The sequence below is a fragment of the Hydrogenispora ethanolica genome (assembly GCF_004340685.1).
Classification (GTDB): Bacteria; Bacillota; UBA4882; order UBA8346; family UBA8346; genus Hydrogenispora; species Hydrogenispora ethanolica.
On record NZ_SLUN01000008.1, the window covers coordinates 41,012 to 58,479 of the forward strand.

Annotated in this window: 15 protein-coding genes; 14 read left to right on the forward strand and 1 reads right to left on the reverse strand. The window is 53.6% G+C overall.

The window, feature by feature from the left end; translation table 11 throughout:
* The first annotated feature begins 186 nt into the window (after positions 1 to 186).
* The 11 genes from EDC14_RS08530 to EDC14_RS08580 all read left to right on the forward strand — a co-directional run bounded on the left by EDC14_RS08530 (position 187) and on the right by EDC14_RS08580 (position 12,627).
* The gene (locus EDC14_RS08530) at positions 187 to 753 is read left to right on the forward strand and encodes an RNA polymerase sigma factor (protein ID WP_243662860.1); all 567 of its coding nucleotides are present in this window, start codon (positions 187 to 189) and stop codon (positions 751 to 753) included.
* Positions 731 to 1,597, forward strand: coding sequence for a hypothetical protein (locus EDC14_RS08535; RefSeq protein ID WP_132013866.1), 867 nt, complete (start codon positions 731 to 733; stop codon positions 1,595 to 1,597). The genes EDC14_RS08530 and EDC14_RS08535 overlap by 23 nt, the downstream gene beginning before the upstream one ends.
* Before the next feature lie 18 nt (positions 1,598 to 1,615).
* A complete protein-coding gene (locus tag EDC14_RS08540) occupies positions 1,616 to 2,512 on the forward strand; it encodes an ATP-binding cassette domain-containing protein (RefSeq protein ID WP_207930725.1) in 897 nt (298 codons plus the stop codon).
* Positions 2,496 to 3,350 (forward strand): ATP-binding cassette domain-containing protein, encoded by an 855-nt coding sequence (locus tag EDC14_RS08545; RefSeq protein WP_165907893.1) that lies wholly within the window; start codon positions 2,496 to 2,498, stop codon positions 3,348 to 3,350. The genes EDC14_RS08540 and EDC14_RS08545 overlap by 17 nt, the downstream gene beginning before the upstream one ends.
* On the forward strand, positions 3,347 to 5,674 hold the full coding sequence (locus EDC14_RS08550; RefSeq protein ID WP_132013869.1) for a M1 aminopeptidase family protein: 2,328 nt from the start codon (positions 3,347 to 3,349) through the stop codon (positions 5,672 to 5,674). The genes EDC14_RS08545 and EDC14_RS08550 overlap by 4 nt, the downstream gene beginning before the upstream one ends.
* 145 nt (positions 5,675 to 5,819) lie before the next feature.
* Positions 5,820 to 6,794: a Gfo/Idh/MocA family protein gene (locus tag EDC14_RS08555; protein ID WP_132013870.1), complete on the forward strand. Its 975-nt coding sequence runs from the start codon at positions 5,820 to 5,822 to the stop codon at positions 6,792 to 6,794.
* 11 nt (positions 6,795 to 6,805) lie between these two features.
* Complete coding sequence (gene lpxA / locus EDC14_RS08560) at positions 6,806 to 7,615, forward strand: acyl-ACP--UDP-N-acetylglucosamine O-acyltransferase (protein WP_132013871.1); 810 nt, start codon at positions 6,806 to 6,808, stop codon at positions 7,613 to 7,615.
* Between the two features lie 33 nt (positions 7,616 to 7,648).
* Positions 7,649 to 8,749: a DegT/DnrJ/EryC1/StrS family aminotransferase gene (locus EDC14_RS08565; protein ID WP_207930726.1), complete on the forward strand. Its 1,101-nt coding sequence runs from the start codon at positions 7,649 to 7,651 to the stop codon at positions 8,747 to 8,749.
* 114 nt (positions 8,750 to 8,863) lie between these two features.
* Positions 8,864 to 10,009 (forward strand): alpha/beta hydrolase family protein, encoded by a 1,146-nt coding sequence (locus EDC14_RS08570; RefSeq protein WP_132013873.1) that lies wholly within the window; start codon positions 8,864 to 8,866, stop codon positions 10,007 to 10,009.
* Between the two features lie 197 nt (positions 10,010 to 10,206).
* Entirely contained in the window at positions 10,207 to 11,841 is a 1,635-nt protein-coding gene (locus EDC14_RS08575; protein WP_132013874.1) for a YncE family protein, read from the forward strand.
* Positions 11,842 to 11,940: 99 nt separating this feature from the next.
* Positions 11,941 to 12,627, forward strand: coding sequence for a hypothetical protein (locus EDC14_RS08580; protein WP_132013875.1), 687 nt, complete (start codon positions 11,941 to 11,943; stop codon positions 12,625 to 12,627).
* Positions 12,628 to 13,089: 462 nt separating this feature from the next.
* Here EDC14_RS08580 and EDC14_RS08585 read toward each other — a convergent pair whose 3' ends face one another.
* Positions 13,090 to 13,503: a hypothetical protein gene (locus EDC14_RS08585; RefSeq protein ID WP_132013876.1), complete on the reverse strand. Its 414-nt coding sequence runs from the start codon at positions 13,501 to 13,503 to the stop codon at positions 13,090 to 13,092.
* Positions 13,504 to 13,792: 289 nt separating this feature from the next.
* On the opposite strand from EDC14_RS08585, the gene EDC14_RS08590 reads away from it, so the two are divergent.
* The 3 genes from EDC14_RS08590 (at position 13,793) to EDC14_RS08600 (ending at position 17,450) form a co-directional block, all read left to right on the forward strand.
* On the forward strand, positions 13,793 to 14,839 hold the full coding sequence (locus tag EDC14_RS08590) for a Gfo/Idh/MocA family protein (RefSeq protein WP_207930727.1): 1,047 nt from the start codon (positions 13,793 to 13,795) through the stop codon (positions 14,837 to 14,839).
* 53 nt (positions 14,840 to 14,892) lie between these two features.
* Positions 14,893 to 16,068, forward strand: a complete 1,176-nt coding sequence (locus EDC14_RS08595) for a 4Fe-4S binding protein (protein WP_165907895.1) — start codon at positions 14,893 to 14,895, stop codon at positions 16,066 to 16,068.
* Positions 16,069 to 16,277: 209 nt separating this feature from the next.
* Positions 16,278 to 17,450: a radical SAM/SPASM domain-containing protein gene (locus tag EDC14_RS08600; protein WP_132013879.1), complete on the forward strand. Its 1,173-nt coding sequence runs from the start codon at positions 16,278 to 16,280 to the stop codon at positions 17,448 to 17,450.
* The last annotated feature ends 18 nt before the right edge of the window (positions 17,451 to 17,468 follow it).

The window sequence follows — 17,468 nt, forward strand, 5'->3', positions numbered from 1 at the left end:
AAGAAAAGAGAGAATTTTTTGGAACTTTTATGATATAATGAGAAAAATTTCTTCACGAAAATTGTTTGGGTTCAAAGGCTATTACGTTTAGTGCATCGGAACGGGAAAAATTTTGGACGAGGGATTTTTGCTCGGAGCGAACTTTTAGGGAGCTTGGTTCGTATCTTTAACAGTTAGGTGATTGGTTTGGGATTGGACGAAGAGTTGGCATTACAACTCCAGCAGGGCGACGAGGCCGCGCTGGAGACGCTGGTCCGGCGGTACCACGGTCCGATTCACGCCTATGTGGTGCGAATGGGCGGCGAGTATCATGCGGCAAGCGATATTACGCAGGAGGTTTTTATCAAGCTTTGCCGCAACATCCGCCATTATCGGGCCGGTTTGCCTTTTCGCCCTTGGCTCTATACGATCGCTTCCAACACTTACAAGGATTATTTGCGAAAGGCTTACGTGAAAAAAGATGTTTTGGGCGCGGAAACCGGAGAGGTCGCGGCGATTACGGAAACTCCGGAGACCGCTTTTTTGGAAGCGGCGGAACGGCGGATGGTTCTGGAAGCGCTGCAGCGACTGGGCGAAATTTACCGCGAAGTGTTGATTCTCCGTTATTATCAGGACCTAAAACTGGAGGAGATCGCCCTGGCGGTCCAAATACCGGTCGGCACCGTCAAATCGAGGCTATCGGGTGCCTTGCGCCAGTTGAAACAATTGCTTGCGGAGGGGGAGAGTATCCATGTCAATTCAGTCCATCGATGAACAGGAGCGGATTTTGGCCGAGATCGGGGCGGAAGCGGACCGGTCGGAACTGCTTCAAACCATGGCTTATCTTGAACGTTGCCCGGTAGCTCCCCCCTCCGAGCAAGCGACGGAGGCACTGATCGCTTCCCTGAAGCCCCTGTTGGTGGAGGCGGAGTCGCCTAGGGCCGAGCAACCCGCGACCGGAACCATCATGCCGGCCCGGGGTTGGAAACTGCCGTTGCTGCTGCAGTTGGCGCGGCCGCAGGCCATGCTGTTGAGCAAGGGTTTCATTGCATTCTCGATGCTGCTGCTCCTCGCCGGACTAGCGCTTACTCATGTGGCGCATGGCAATATGATGAAGTATCTGGCCAATGCTGCGCCTATCCTGGGCCTTCTGACAGTGTTCTATGAGTTCCGGGCGAAATTCAATGGCGTCAGCGAGCTTGAGGCGGCTTGCCCCTATTCGGCGGCGCAGCTTGCCGCCGCCCGGTTACTGGTGGTCCTGGGGTATGATATCGTACTCTGTTTGGTCGCCACCCCGATGGTCAGTTATGGACAGGGCCGCCTTCTGGGATTGGTCATCGTGGGTTGGCTGGCGCCGCTGTTACTGATGATGGGCATCGCGCTGACGGCTTCTTTATGGCTGGGGATCGGCGGCGGCTGTCTCGTTGCCGCGACCGTTTGGGGCTTGCAATTTGCCTTTGCCCTGCATAAGGGAGGTCCCCTGATGGCGCTGTTTTATGCGGGAATGACGCCGCTCTCTGCGGATCTTCTCAGCATGGCCTTGGGAACATTGCTGCTGTTTTTTACGTATCGGCGTTGGAATTCCACGATGACTTGGAACGATGAGCCGGGCGAATGACCCGAAGGGAAGTCTATGATGCTGGAGTTGACGGGAATAACGAAACAGTTTGGCGCCGCCGGTTTTTCCTTGGGGCCCGTATCCTTCCGCCTGGAGAACGGCCTGCATCTCCTGGCCGGACCCAATGGCGCGGGAAAATCGACCTTGTTACGGATGATCGCCACGGTGCTACGGCCGGATTGCGGCCAAATCGCCTGGCGGAACGGGGACATCTACGCCAATGGCGGCTATAAGCGGACTCTCGGCTACCTGCCGCAGACTTTCGGCCTCTACGAGGAGATGACCGGCTGGGAATTCCTGCAATACATGGCTGGGTTGAAGGGGCTCCCGCCGCGATTGGCGAGGGAACGGAGTGATTTCGTTGCTATCCGTTTCGGAATCCGACAGGAATGCCGGCGGCGAATCGCTCTTTGGTCGATGGGTTTGCGGCAGCGCTTGGGCCTGGCGCAAGCATTGCTCAACGATCCGGCGGTTTTAATCCTGGATGAGCCGTTCAACGGATTAGACCCCGAAGAAAGTCGGGCGGTCAGTGCCTTTCTGGCGCAATTATCTGAGGAGCGGGTGATCCTTATCAGCAGCCATGTCCTGTCCGGGCTGGCCGTAACCAGGCTGCTGCTCCTGCGGAACGGCCGTCTATGCTTTGAAGGAGCGCCAACGGCTTTCATCAACGAAGCCCGGGGACAGGTCTGGTCGCTAACGGTCTCCAAGGACCAATGGCTCAAATTACCGCATCATGACTCAACGGGCACGATCATCCTGGAAGACGGCCAATACCGCTGCAACTTCATTGGTGAACGGCCGCCTGATATTCCGGGGGTACAGGTTGGGGAGCCGGGCTTGGAAGAAGCCTATATTTTTTGGTTGCGTTACAATCATTCGACGAGCGAGGAAATACGGGATGATCATCCGGCTTGAAGATATTACGGTTCATGGACCTATGGCGCAGCGGAACGGTTTGAGATGGGGCGCTTGGCGGGCGCGTCATGGAGATTGTACCTCTGCTCCGGGCGGTAGGCCCTCGCTACAGCAGATCTCATGCGCCTTTACGACGGGCATCACTGCGATCGTCGGTCCCAACGGAGCCGGAAAGTCAGTCTTACTGCAAGTCCTTTGCGGTTTAATTTTACAGGACGCGGGCCAAATAACGCTGGATGGCAGAACCGCAACCCAGTCCGATCTTCGCCAAGCGATGGGGTATTTGCCGCAAGCTTTCGGCTTTTATCCCCAATGGACCGCCCGTGAAACGCTTCGTTATATTGCGTTATTAAGAGGAATGGTCGGGCAGAAGGAGCGGGAGCGGCGGGTGACGGAGGTCTTGCAGCGGACCACCTTGGCGGCGGCGGCCGACCGTAAAGTGGGAACCTATTCCAGGGGCATGCGGCAAGCCGTCGGGATTGCCCAGGTATTATTAGGCGGGGCTCCGGCCTTAATCCTGGATGAGCCTACCGCCGGACTGGACCCTGAAGCCCGGAATAAGCTTCGGGGGATGTTGGTGGAGATTGGTCAAGAACGTCCCGTTATTTGGGCTTCATCGCTGATCTCCGATGCCGTTTTCGCCGACCGGGTTTTGATTTTGGCCCGGAGCAAAAACTGTTTTTGGGGCACCCCCGTCGAACTTGCGGCGGCCGCCCGGCCGCTCGGGACGGATTTCCTTCCGGTTCCGGGGCAAGACGCCGGAAGCGATGGAACGTATGGGCCGGAGCCGCTGGAGCAAGGGTATCGGGCCATCCTGTCGCGCGGGGTGAGTTCATGAACTCCTTAGGACAACTGATCAGCCATGAAATCGGGCTTTCCTTGCGCAGCAAGACTTTCTGGTTGCTCGGAATCCTCGCGGTGGCGGCGATATTCATTCCGGCGCTCACTTTGCTGCTGCTGCAGTTTATCGTCATCGCCGCGGTTACCAGGGATCAGCGGACGGGCTTTGCCGGGATTTTGGCGTCTCTGCCATATCATACGGCGCAATTATCTCTGGCGCGCGCCTTGGCTACGCTCTGCCTGTTGCTGGCGTTATGGCCTTTGATGGTGCTGACCGTCGGTTTCATGCCGGGACTGGAACCGGCGGCCTGGTTGCTCAATGCCCGGGATCTGGCGGCGCTCTCCTTCCATTATCTTATCCTCTGCCTGATCGCGGTGGGTTTCGTATTTTTCAGCAGTTCATATACGCGGCGGCCCGGACGGCTGTATCTGATCCATGGAATCGGTTGGCTCCTTGGAATATTATTTGACAGTAACGCGGCGGCCTTTCCCTACTGGAACAAGCTTTACGTCTTGGGTAGCCGTGCGGTGCGGCTGATGGCGCCGGCGACGGCGTTGGGGTTTTTTCCGGAGCCGGATATTTTCCCCGCATTGATAATTTACCAAGTTGCTCTGGGTCTGTTACTATGGTTACTTGGGACAATTGGCCGGATGGCCAAACGGGGCGAACGGTGGACGCGGGCGAGACGCTTGCCGGGAATGATTCTCCTGACAGTATTGATCGGTTCAGTAGCTGGCGTCGCGGTCTGGCAGGGGCTGGAACGGAGAGAGAGTGCATTTCGCCTGGGAGGGCGGGAAACGGACCGGTTGCAGCGGGTCATGGCCCAGCCGGAGACGAATGCCGCTCCGTTATGGGAATCTTGCGATCTTCGGATCAAACTGCATAGCGCCGAACACCGCTTGGAAGGAAGAGCGGAACTCAGTCTCCGCCTTGAGAAACCGGCGGACCGGGTCTTTTTTACCTTGCGAAATTACCTGGCGGTGGAGTCCGTCGCGCTTGCCGACGGAGGCGAAAGACTGCAATGGCGGCGGGACGGGTCCGTTCTGGCGGTACGGCTCCCGGAGCGCTATCGGCAGGGGGGCCGGTTTACTTTCGTAATCGTTTACTCCGGAGTGGTCTGGGAATGGGGGACCGGAGTGTGGGCGCGCCCCAGCGGACCGCTGAACTTCGTGACGTCCTCCTTTTCATTGTTACGCAGCGGGCAGGCATGGTATCCCGTTCCCTGCGTTCAGCCATTGTATATCCGCCAACCCTACACCATTCCGGGGCGCCCGACGGTCAGAACGGCCATCTGGGCCGGCCGCGCCGTTCATCCCGCCGTTGCCTTTCGCTTGACGGTGGATTCGGACACTGACAATATGGTGCTATCCAATCTGGAACGGACCGGGGTGGAGACACTGACCGGCGCGTATAAGAAACGATATCGCTTTGGCTCGCTTCGGGGGCGGGATGTATTCCTGCTGGCCGGACCGTATTGCTATCAAAAGAAGGCAATCCCGGACGGTTCGGGCTTTATGGAGATCTATGCTTTTCCGCAACACCGGGCCCGGATCACGGCGGTTTTGAACTCGCTGGCCAAGCCGTACCGGTTTTATCGGGATCTGCTGCAACCGGCGGCCGCCGGGTCCGGCAAGAACTATACCTTATTGGAAATGCCGGCTTTGGCTTTTTTGGCTAGTAGTGAGGAGCTGGGCCGAGACCTGACACTCACCGATACCGTGTTGCTCTCCGAAGATATTTTTCAGACCGGGAAGTGGCGCTTGGCAGCCACCGCCGTAATGCAGGAAAATAAACGCAGCATCGCTGTTTTGCAACGTTGGCTCCAGGAGGACATCACCGCCGGCGGCTCTTGGCATAATGGCAATATCAGCGAGGGCTTGATGCTCTATTTATTCATGCTCCATGCCGCAGAAAATGGCGGCCGGGCGTTTTACGATTCGACCAAAGCGAACCTGCGGGCCGGCAAAGGACCTGACGGCGGAGAGTTTGTCTTGCCGTGGTTGGCCGGTGGTCCGGTGGTTCGGGATGTCTTCCTGACACTGGATGAGATGCGCACCGCGGACCCCGGCGCAACCGTCCTGAAGCAGGTTACGCGCCGGCTTTATGAGGCGTATCTCCGGCAAGGGAGTATCACGCCGGCGGATTTCGCGGGAACGGTCCGGGCGGTATTGGCCGGTTCGGAATGGCCGCGGAGCAAAACGGACCTTATTCGCCGGTATTTACAAAATATTGCCAGGAATGACCGGCCCGGAAACCGGGACTTAAAACATGGCTTAAAGGTGTCGATATTCACCTTCCGACCCGAGGAATGGTTACCGTGACGAGGTTCGTCCGATGGAAAGAGTGGCTTGGCCACTCTTTTTTTATTGATATTTTTTGAGTTTTTTCGAACCAAATTGAAATTCCTTTCGTAGTCATTCATGGATAAGCTGAGATCAATTCCAGTGTATGAAAGAGGAGAGCTGAATGAGGACCAAAGTTGCGGTGATCGGCGCGGGAAATTGGGGCACGAATCTGATAAAGACTCTGTACCCATTGGGTGTTTTGGCGGCAGTTGCCGACCAGTCTGAAGCAGGCCGTACCAATCTGAAAAAAGTCTATCCGGATCTGAATGTATGTTCCGAACTCGGTAAATTGCTGGATTCCGATATTCAGGCGGTGCTGATTGCCACGCCAGCCCCGACTCATTACCGGATTGCCCGGGAAGCGCTCTGGGCCGGGAAAGATGTTTTTATTGAAAAACCAATGACTCTTCGAATGGCTGAAGCCGATGAGTTGGCGGCTTTCGCCGAAAAAGAAAACCAAATTTTGATGATAGGGCACCTATTGCTTTATCAGCCCGCTGTGCAGTGGCTCAAAGCGTACCTGGACTCCGGCCTTTTGGGGGAGTTGAGCAGCTTGCATCAGGAGCGTCTGAGCCTGGGGCGCGCCAGGGAAACGGAGAGTGTGCTCTGGGATTTGGGTGTCCATGATCTGGCGGTGATGCTCTACCTTACCGGAACCCATCCGGTGGTGGGGCGGGTTAGCGGTCAGCAGCGACTGCGCTCGGGGATTGAGGATGATATCTATCTTCATTTAATGTTTGACGGCAATATCCAGGCGCATTTGCATGCTTCCTGGATCTGGCCGGTCCGGCGCAGACAACTGACGCTCACCGGCGCCAAAGGGATGCTCGTCTATGATGAAATGGCTCAAACCGTTACCTTGCACCGAAACGGCATTCATAAAAAAGATCTGTCCGCCTGGGACGAAGGAACGGAACGGGTCTTTCAAGGGGAGGGGGCGCCGCTGATCCGGGAGATGGAGCATTTTTTGCAATGTGTCCGCGACCGAAAACAGCCGCTCTCGGACGGAAGAAGCGGGGCAGCGGTCATCAAGGTGCTGGAGGAAGTAAGTCAAAAGCTGCGCGGTGAATCTGAATATGTACTATCGATAGTGTAGGGAGAGAAAGGATGAAGACGAAGAACAATTTCAGGACGAGAGATATTCATCGCATTCACCCCACGGCGGTGGTTCATCCCAATGCCAAAATCGGATGGAACGTGACTATCGGCCCATATGCCGTCATCGGAGAGAATGTGACGATCGGCGATCATTGCATGGTCGGTCCGCATGTATCCATTGACGGTTGGACAACGATCGGCCAAGGGAACCGTTTTTTTCACGGCGCTTCGATCGGTTACGAGCCGCAAGATCTAAAATTTAAAAATCAAAAGACTTTTCTATTCATCGGAGATAACAATATTTTCCGCGAATATACAACGGTAAACCGAGGCACGGAACAAGGCGGCGGAGAAACGCGGCTGGGTAATAACAATGTATTGATGCTATATTCGCATGTGGCCCATGATTGCCATGTGGGCAACGGCAATCTGCTGGAAAACGGTTCCGCGCTCGGCGGACATGTTATGCTGGAAGATCATGTGGTAGTCGGCTGGATGAGCGGCATTCATCAGTTTTGCAAAATCGGCAGCATTGTTACTATCGGCCTGATGACCAAGGTTACCAAAGACGTGCCCCCGTTTATTCTGGTCGAGGGGAATCCGGCGAAAGTGGCCGGTCTCAATGAGGTGGGTCTCCGCAAAAACGGAATCCCACCGGAAGTATTCACCCAGATTCAATTGGCCTATCAGATCCTGTACCATTCGAAACTGGCGCTGCATAAGGCCATTGAGGAAATGGAATTCAAACTGCAGAGCAGTTTGGAGATCGATCATTTCATCCGGTTTATCTTGAATAACAAACGGGGTATCCAGCGTTGAGGGAATTGATTATGTTTGGAGGAGTCATTGTCGATGAACATACCCATTTTAAATCTCAAGCCTGAGGTGGATGAGTTATGGGAGGATTTAAACCAAGCCATTCAGGGAGTGTTGCGTTCGACCCGGTTCATTATGGGACCGAATGGAGCGGCGTTTGAAGCGGGGAGTGCGGAATACCTGGGAGTTAAACATTCGATCGCCGTCAATTCCGGAACTGATGCTTTGCTCATCGGGTTGCGGGCAGCCGGCATTACAACCGGAGATGAAGTGATCACCAGCCCTTTTACTTTTTACGCCACCGCCGAAGCGATCAGTCAGATCGGAGCGACACCGGTGTTCGTGGATATCCGCAGGGAAACTTATAACATCGACGTCCGGCGGATCGAGCAAGCGATTACGCCGAAGACCAAGGCGATCATACCGGTCCATCTATTCGGCCAGGGGGCGGAGATGGACGACATTTTGGCATTGGCCAAGCAATACAAGTTGAAGGTTATCGAAGATGCGGCCCAAGCTTTTGGCGGAGAGTACTACGGTAAAAAACTCGGCGCCATCGGGGATGTGGGTTGTTTCTCTTTCTATCCGTCCAAAAATTTGGGGGCTTACGGAGATGGCGGATTGATTACGACCAACGGCGACGAAATCGCGGCGCTGGCGCGAATGCTCAGGAATCACGGTTCGCAACGAAGCTATTACAATGAGATGCTTGGCTACAACTCCCGCCTCGATGAACTGCAGGCGGCAATACTCCGGGTAAAACTGCCGCGCATCGAAGCCTGGAATGAAGGCCGGAGAAAGGCCGCTTATGTCTATAACGAATTGTTAGCCGATATATCGGGGTTGATCATCCCCCATGAAGACCCCGCCGTCAAGCATGTTTATCACCAATATACGATCCGGATATTGCATGGCAAGCGGGATCAAGTCCAACGCCACTTGGAGCAGCAGGGGATCGGCACCATGATCTATTACCCGGTCCCCCTCCACCGACAGCCGTTGTATGCTCGGAACGCCGCCGAGTTGCCGGTGGCGGAAGAGTCCGCCGCAGAAGTGTTATCGCTGCCTATCGGCCCGACGATTACCCGCACGATTCAGGAGACCGTAGTGGCAGAGCTACGGAAAGCACTGGGCTGATCATCGGCCATCCGCTCCACCGAAGTTTTTTCTTTCCGAACCATCGCATGAGTGTTTAAAAATAGCGATTTCTGCCGGAGGTATGAGTTTTGCGAAAAAAGTGGGTTCTTTTTATTGGTTTTATTCCTCAGTGGCTGTCAATCCGCTGCCACGCCATCCAGCATGACTCCTATCGCGTTGCCGGCGCCAACCGGCGCCTATGGGGTCGGCGTCACCAGCTTGCCGTTAGTGGATCAGTCCCGGACCGAAACGATTGGAGAAAATGCCGGCTTCCGCCATCGGGAGTTGATGGTGCAATTGTGGTACCCTATCACTCCGGCGACCGCCGGGGAACCCAGCGAGTATTTGGACGAACTCTCCGCCAGATTTGCCGCTGTAAGTTCGGCCGAGTTGATTCCTAAAGAAGCCCCCCGCTTGAGTCCGGATTTCCAGTTCCTGATCAAAACTCACGCGGTGCGGGACGCGCTCCCGGCGCAGGATGGGCCGGGATTTCCGGTATTGGTGTTTTCGCCGGGCTATGGCGCGACCTACCTATTTTATCAGAGTTTGTTCGAGGATTTGGCTTCGCACGGGTACTTCATCGCGGCAATCAACCATCCTTATCTATCGGGGATCACCGTCTTCCCGGACCAGCATTTTTATCCCCAGGCTCAACCTAAAAATGAAGACCAATTCCTGGACGATCAGTTTAGGACGGTGGTTACGGACATCCAGTTCGTTGTCGCTCAAATGGCGGTGCTGAATCAGGACCGCACGCGACCTTTCTTGGACAGGTTGGATCTCAGCCGGATCGGCTGTTTCGGGCATTCCTACGGCGGCGCGGCCGCGGTCCAAGCCTGTATCGATGATCCGGAAATAAAGGCAGCCATCGACATTGACGGATCGATGCATGGCAAGGATTATGATCGGCCGATCGCCAAACCGTTAGGCATCATCAATAATGACCTGACAGCAACGTGTGATTACACCGTTAAAAAGCTCTGGCGGAATACCCATCGGGGCTACATGGTCCGAATTCACAAAGCCAGACATTTGGACTTCTCCGATTTGGGAGTAATTATCAAGCGTTACTATCCTAAACGTCCGCTGCTGGTCCGGGCGTTGTATTTTGGCAAAATCGAACCGGAATTGGCGGTGCAGCTGACCCGCAAAGCGGTTTTGAACTTTTTTGAAATCTATTTAACCGGGGGATCCGACGCTGACTTATTAGAGATGCCCCGCCAGTATCCGGGACAAATCAAAATTACGAAAAAACCTTGATAATCAGTCAGAAGCAGTTGTCGCGTGAAGCCATGTGATAAAGTCCTCAAATTCGGAAATCATCCTTTCAATGGACTAAAAAACGACTTTATCACTTGCTTTTCTGAGCTTTTGTGTTCACCCTGGCCTTCGGACAGGGTTTATCACAACGCTTTTAGAACAAAAAAAGAAAATTTCTAAATAATGGAGGTTACATTTTGAAACGACGCATCAGTGGTATTTTATTAGCGGCGCTTTTCCTGTTCTTGACATTTCAGGGCCATAGTTGGGCGGACGCCCCGGAGCGCTTCTTCTTGCTCGGCAATAACCAGAAAGCTCAAGTCATCGACTCGGATGGGCGAGTGTTGGCTTCGTTGACTTTGGATAAGGGTCCGCAACAAGTCATCACCAATCAACGCGGGGAGAAGCTATTCCTTTGCAAGGACAAAGGCCATTGGTCCCTTTCATTACTCAAGCCGGATTACACGGCGTATCAAAAAGAATTCGAACGGGCGGCGGTTTTGACCGCGTTTGCCATCAATCGGCAACATTCTTACTTTTGGGCGCTTAGCCAATCCGTTGCGCAGGGTGGTCCCTCGGAGCTGCTGCGGATTAATCTGATGAATCTGGAATCCCAGCAAATTCCCCTGGATTCGCCCGGGGTCAGCATTACCCTCACTCCGGGGGAGGAGCGTCTGATAGTGACCACGGCGGGGACGGACCCGCTCTCCGCCAATCTATGCTTTTTCGAAGCGGACTCTTTAATAATCCGGCAAACCATCGCCATCGCCAAAAACCCAGCCGCCAATTATTTTTCTCAAGACGGACGGGTTTTGCTGGCGACCAGTTATGGCTATAACTCCAATTTAAAGAATTTAGCTCCCAAAACGTTGGTCAAAACGGCCACTCCCATTCCGGCCGCCGCTTATTTTATCGATTTGAATACCATGCAACTTCGCAAACAGGTTCAATTGGATGAACTGAGCGTGGATTATGTTGCCAAAAATCGAACTGTTTATGCTCTTGTTGCCGAAAAGAACCAAGGCAGGGTCGTTTGTTTGGATGAGAGCGGAAACGCCGCCACCTACCGGGTTGATTTCATCCCGAAGCAAGTTGAAATTGCCGCGGAACGGTCCGAGCTATATGTTATCGGAAATAAAGAGGTGGCGGTCTTTCATATCGGCGATGAGCATTTAGTTTGTAAATTTCAATTCAATTGGAAGATCGATCAATTGGTAATCCCCGCCGATTCCGCTTATGGTTTAATCTATCATCCGACGAATCGGGGGATTCTGACCGTATTGGATCTGAATAATAGGCAGATTATCAAGACATTGCCGTTAGGACGAAGTTATATGGTCGCTTGGAAGGCCTTGGGTTATACTGCGTCCATCGTCGAGGGGGATGTTTTCGTGCTGCTGGACGCGCCGGATATTATATTCCGGACCGGTGACATCCTCACAATTCCGCAAAAGAAACTGGCCTATATTTATAACAATTTTTCTCTCGATATCACGGCGGTTGACACTGAAAAAAAAGAAGTGATCAAACGGATTGGCTGTGACCTTGGCGCCGCTTGTAACTTACTCTATACTTCCAACCAAAAATACCTTATCGCCATCGGCCCCGACCAGTGGAAGTTTATTAACGTTGAGACTCAAAAGGTGGATCTGAATCTGCGCATTAAATGGATCGGCTTGGACAAGAAGATCGTTCCGCATTTTTACCACAGTTCCGCCGGGGATGTACTGGTCATTGCCAACGGGAAAAAGGTCATTTGGATTGATCTTGAAACAGCGAAGATAATCCGGAAACTTCCCACCATAACGAGTGATGCCGTGATCGGATGGTAAACGAATCCAAAAGCTTATTCCGTATCATATATCGCATATCATAGCAATATCTTAGGATTATACAGGAATGTTTTTCATGATAATAAAGGTGATGGAACGATGGACATTGATTGCACTTTTAAAAAAAGAATTACCGAATTTGTGATGATTTCTGTGTTTCTCATTATTTTATTTGCGGGTTTTTTCATTGACATCATTTTATTAAAAAATTCTGTTACAGAAATTTCGGCAACAGAATTTTCTCAAGAAGCGATTTTGTGTATCATTGCCGGCTTATTTCTCTATCTTTCGTTTCGATACCCGCAAATAAAATATGGCATGATCATCATAGCCGGATTTTTCACTTGTCTACTCATTCGGGAATTGGACTTTCTAACCGATAATACTCCTTTTTCATGGTTTTATTTGGTACTGGCGATTATTCTCGTTTGCCTTTTTCTCGCGATAAAACATAAAGAAAATGCTTTATATGGGCTCAATCACTTCTGCAAGAATGAAGCTTACTATATCATGATGTGTGGTTTGATGCTAATGGTAGTTACTTCCAGAATAATTGGCATGAAAATAATTTGGCAACATTTGGTGGGACCATCGTACCGGGTAGTTAAAAATGCGGTAGAGGAAGGAAATGAATTATTAGGCTGTCTTTTTTGCTTGGTTGCAACCTTAAAATATGCTGGCACACTTTTGCAAAATCGTAAAATGAGTCAATCTGTTTACCATAATTTAAGTATGGCAGGCGAAGAAAATAGCAACGGGTCCCCTCGTGTCAGGGATGGCTTTTGAGACTTTAGGGGAGACTTGAGCCTGACTCAAAAGAAATAGGAAATCCCAAAGAGATAGCGAAACTTTTTGACCATTTTCCGGAGTTCCGGGTGAAACGTAGTGTACTTCAGATAATTTTCAATCCGGTTTCTCCTAAAAGCCATGTGATAAAGTCCTCAAATTCGGAAATCATCCTTTCAATGGATTAAAAAACGACTTTATCACTTGCTTTTCTGAGCTTTTGTGTTCACCCTGGCCTTCGGACAGGGTTTATCACAACGCTTCTAAGAAGAGACCCAAATTAAACAGGGTCTCTTCTTATTTGGCAGCAGGAGACCTCTTATTGTCCGAATGAACTGAACCATTTTCGTAGTTTTCGCAGCGGCAAATCTAAAGGAAAATAACAACTGGTTATTTTTTTATAGTGTTCAACGAGCAATTTATGATACAATAAAGTGAAGGTAAACGGGTAATTTGATCATTTTACCGCGTTTTGAAGGGGATTGCTTTCGGAGATCCGGTGCCGTCGTTGTCAAAAACAATTACGAAGGGATTGAAGGATAAGTCATGGCGTTTAGTAGCGTTGTTTGGCGGACACGTGACCGGGTTGAGGAGCTGAAAGAGAACGTTTTGTGGATCACGGATCGCTTTGGGTGACTGAAAGAGCTCATTCAGTCGTCGGGCGAGCTCGTTTTGTGGATAAGAGAGCTTGCTCAGTCGTTCAGCGAGCTCTTTTTGTGGATGAGTGAGCTTGTTTTGTGAATCAGCAAGCTGGTTTTGTGAATAAGAGAGCTCGCTCAGTCGCTCGGCAAGCTCTTTTTGTGGATAAGCAAGCTTGTTTTGTGAATGGGAGAGCTTGCTCAGTCGTTCAGCAAGCTCTTTTTGTGAATAAGTCATCTATTTTTGTGGATAAACGGTTCCGTTTAACGGGGTTCATGGTTTTGGCTGTGGATAAGTCGGGGAAGTGCGGCTCAAACCGGGTAAAGTGGGAGGGTGAGCGGAGCGAAGTGGATACTTAGTTTGAATTTTTTATTCGACAAAATGAAATTGTGCGCTAACAAATGTTAATTATCTGGTAAAAAAGATTATTTGCGCCAAGTTTTTAATGATTTGGGTTTTTATTCTCAAATCGACGGTGTCTATCATGATGACGGCGCGAGCCGCCGTTACGAAACGGAGGAACATGATGCGTTTTGCCATCGCCGGAGCCCAGCATTTTCATCTTCTTGACCTGCTCCAAACCATGCGAAGCTTTCCGGATATCGAATGGGTGGGGGTTTGCCATGCCCATCCCAATTATCGGCGATTGTTGGCTGAGGAGTACCGGCTTCCCATCTACGATTCCCTGGGCGATTTGCTGGAGCAAGCCCAGCCGGAGGCGGTCGCTTGTTTTGATGCTTTTACCGAACGGACCGCGACTATTGCCGCCTGCCTGCGCCGGGGAATTCACGTCCTGGCGGATAAACCGCCGGCCATCAGCTTCGACCAACTGGCCGAGCTGGAAGAGGCGTTTTACGAAACCCGTTCCCTGAATCCCGCGCCGGTCCTGGCGGCGCTCTTTAGCGAGCGCTATAATCCGCCGGTGTTGACGCTGAAACGCTTGATTGCGACGGGGACCATCGGCCCGGTGGTCAATTTCACGGCGTTTCGGCCGCATAAATTGAAAAAAGGGACCCGGCCGGAGTGGATGTTCCGCCGCCGGAGCTATGGCGGGATTCTGGTCGATCTGACAGTCCACGATCTGGATGTATACCACTGGCTCACCGGCCGGCTGCCGGTGGCGATCATGGCGGCGCACTCCAATTTCAGCTGCCCCGAATATCCGGAGTTTGAGGACAACGGGCAGATCTTCTTTACCGCGGCGGACGGCAGCGCCGGTTTCATCAAAACGGAATGGCTGGCTCCCGAGGCTTTCCCTTCCCATGGGGATTGCCGTTATTTTGTAACCGGCACCCGGGGAACCGTGGAAGTCCATACCGGCGGCGATATTACCGATCGCGACGGCAAGGTGGTGCTTTGCACCCACGATCAACCTCCCGTTCAAGTGCCGCTGGTTCGGCCGGACCATGACTTATATGCCGATTTCCTGTGTCAATGTCGCGGGATCGCCACTCCCGGCGCGCCGATGATTCAGGCGACGGAACTCTTCGCGACGCTGAGGACGGTGTTAACCGCCCGGGACGCCGCGGACCAACAGAAACGGCTCAGTTTAACGTGGCCGGAGTCCGGCTGACGGGTGCGCCGCCAGACGACCCAGGCATTAATTACAAAAGGGAGGCCAATCCGATGGATTTTGCCGGACTGAAATTAAAAAACCCGATCATCATCGCTTCCGGACCGACCACCGCCAAGATCGAACACTTGGAGGCGGCGGAGCGGAACGGCGCCGCCGGAGTCAGCATCAAGCATGTGATGACCCGCCAGACCTACCAGGGGAAATTACGCTGTTATTCCAGCCCGGAACGGGTGATGGTCTTTCCTTCCGATAAGCGGCTCGATCTGGCCGAAGGCTTGGAACTGATCCGCCAGGCCAAAAAGCGGACCTCCCTGGCGGTGCTGGTCAATTTTTCGAGCCAGGAACCGGATCTCGAGGCTTACGGCCGCCTGGCGCGGCAGTTTGAGGAGGCGGGCGCCGACGCGTTGGAGATCAATATGTGCTGTCCCAACTTCGGCCTGGGCCAGAAGGAGCTGGGCCTGGCCGACGAGGAGGCCGAAGGGGGCGCGTTAACCGGCCAGAACCCGAAATTGGCGGCGGCCATCGTCAAGATCGCCAAGGAGAATTGCAGCATTCCCGTGATTCCCAAACTGACTCCGACGGCCTTGGATATCGGCAGCGTGGCCGAGGCCTGCGTCCGGGCCGGAGCCGCGGGCCTGTCGCTAGTGGGCGGTCCGTCTCTGGCTGCGCCCCCGGTGGATATTTATCAGGGCGGCCGGCCGTTGTATCCCCTGATGGGCCGCTCGTCCTTTGGCGCCATCACCGGCTCGGCCATCCGCTACAACACTTTCAAGATCACCGCGCAGGTAGCCGAAAGAGTCAAAGTGCCGCTGACCTCTTCCGGCGGGATCGATACGTGGGAGCATGCCATTCAGATGATGATGTGGGGCGCGATGTCGGTCGGCATCTGCACCGCCACCATGTGGCGGGGATTCGAAGCGGTGGCGGCGATCCGCCGCGGCATGGAGCGTTTCCTCGAGGAGCAGGGATATGCTTCTTATGAAGCCATCGTGGGCCTCTCCTTAAAGTATCTGACCGCCACGGACCGGATCGAGCTGGGCCGGGGTCATGCGGAGATCGATCCGGGCCGCTGCAAGGCTTGCGGCGCCTGTTTGAAGCCCGGCCATTGCGACGCGGTGGTGGCGGAAGAACAGCAGCTGAAGGTCTTGGCCGATCGCTGCCTGGGCTGCGGAGTCTGCGTCGGGCTCTGCAAGTTCGGAGCGATCCGGATGGTGGAGGAGGCGTAAAGGCGGGCTTTTTTTCCCAAGCGTCCGGTTTCGGCTCGTCTTGATTCCGGTTTCATCCAATATCGCTCTCTCGGAATGGGAAAAATAAAAGACAGGCAGGCGGGCTTGTTCTTTTATTTTTTGTAAAAAAAGTTGGTCTTTTTGGGGAATTCATTTATAATCTGAATAATGGGGTAATCGATGGTGAAAAATGCCTAAGGAAAAAAACGATGATCAGTGTTACCAAGTTATTGACCGATGCGCAACACAGCGGAGATCCGTTGCGGTATGCGGCTTCTTCCCAATTGCCGCATCACGGAACGGCGGCGGGCAAAGGCCCGGTGGTGGTATGGAATATGACCCGGGCTTGCAATCTCCGGTGCCGGCATTGCTACGCCGAGGCGGAGGGCGAGCCGCATCCCAATGAGCTATCCACCGCCGCAGCCGAAAGTTTTATCGACGGGCTGAAAGAGTCGGCTGTTCCGGTCCTGCTATTCTCGGGCGGGGAACCGCTCGCGCGGGCGGATCTTTTCCATTTGGCCCGTTATGCGTCGGAAAAAGGGATCCGGACGGTGCTCTCCACCAACGGCACCTTCATCACGGAACGCGTGGCTGCCCGCATCAAGGAGTCAGGAATTCAATACGTGGGGATCAGCCTCGACGGAATCGGCCGGAATAACGATGGCTTCCGGGGAGTGCCTGGCGCCTTCGAAAGGGCGGTCGCCGGAATCCGCAACTGCCGGGCCATCGGGCAGAAAGTGGGTTTGCGGTTGACTCTCAACCGGGCCAATTATCATGATTTGGACGCGATCTTCGATTTTATCGCGGCCGAAGGGATTCAACGGGTCTGCTTCTATCACCTGGTCTATACGGGGCGTGGCCGCGACCTGCGGGAGGACGATCTAACCGGCGCTCAGACGCGCCAGGCGCTTGATTTGATCATCGCCAAGACACTGGAATTCCGGCGGCGCGGTCTACCGGTCGAAATCCTGACCGTCGATAACCATGCGGACGGCATTTACATCTATAACTGGGCCAGAAAGCACGATCCGGCCCGCGCGGAGCGGATTTTCGAATTATTGCAACGCAACGGGGGTAACCGGTCGGGAATCGCCATCGCCGGGGTGGATTGGGAGGGCAATGTTCATCCGGACCAATTCACGCATGAGCTTTATTTGGGCAATGTCCGGGAGTGTAGTTTCGGCCGGATTTGGACGAATGAGGACACGCCGGTCCTGGCGCAGCTGCGCAACCGCGGACCGCTGTTGCAAGGCCGTTGCGGCCGTTGCCAATGGCTTAGCCTCTGCAACGGCAATTTCCGGGCCCGGGCGTTGGCAGCGGGCAACCTGTGGGGGTCCGATCCGGCTTGTTATCTGACTGATGAAGAGACGGGCACTGCCTGATTGAAAGAAGAGGAGTCC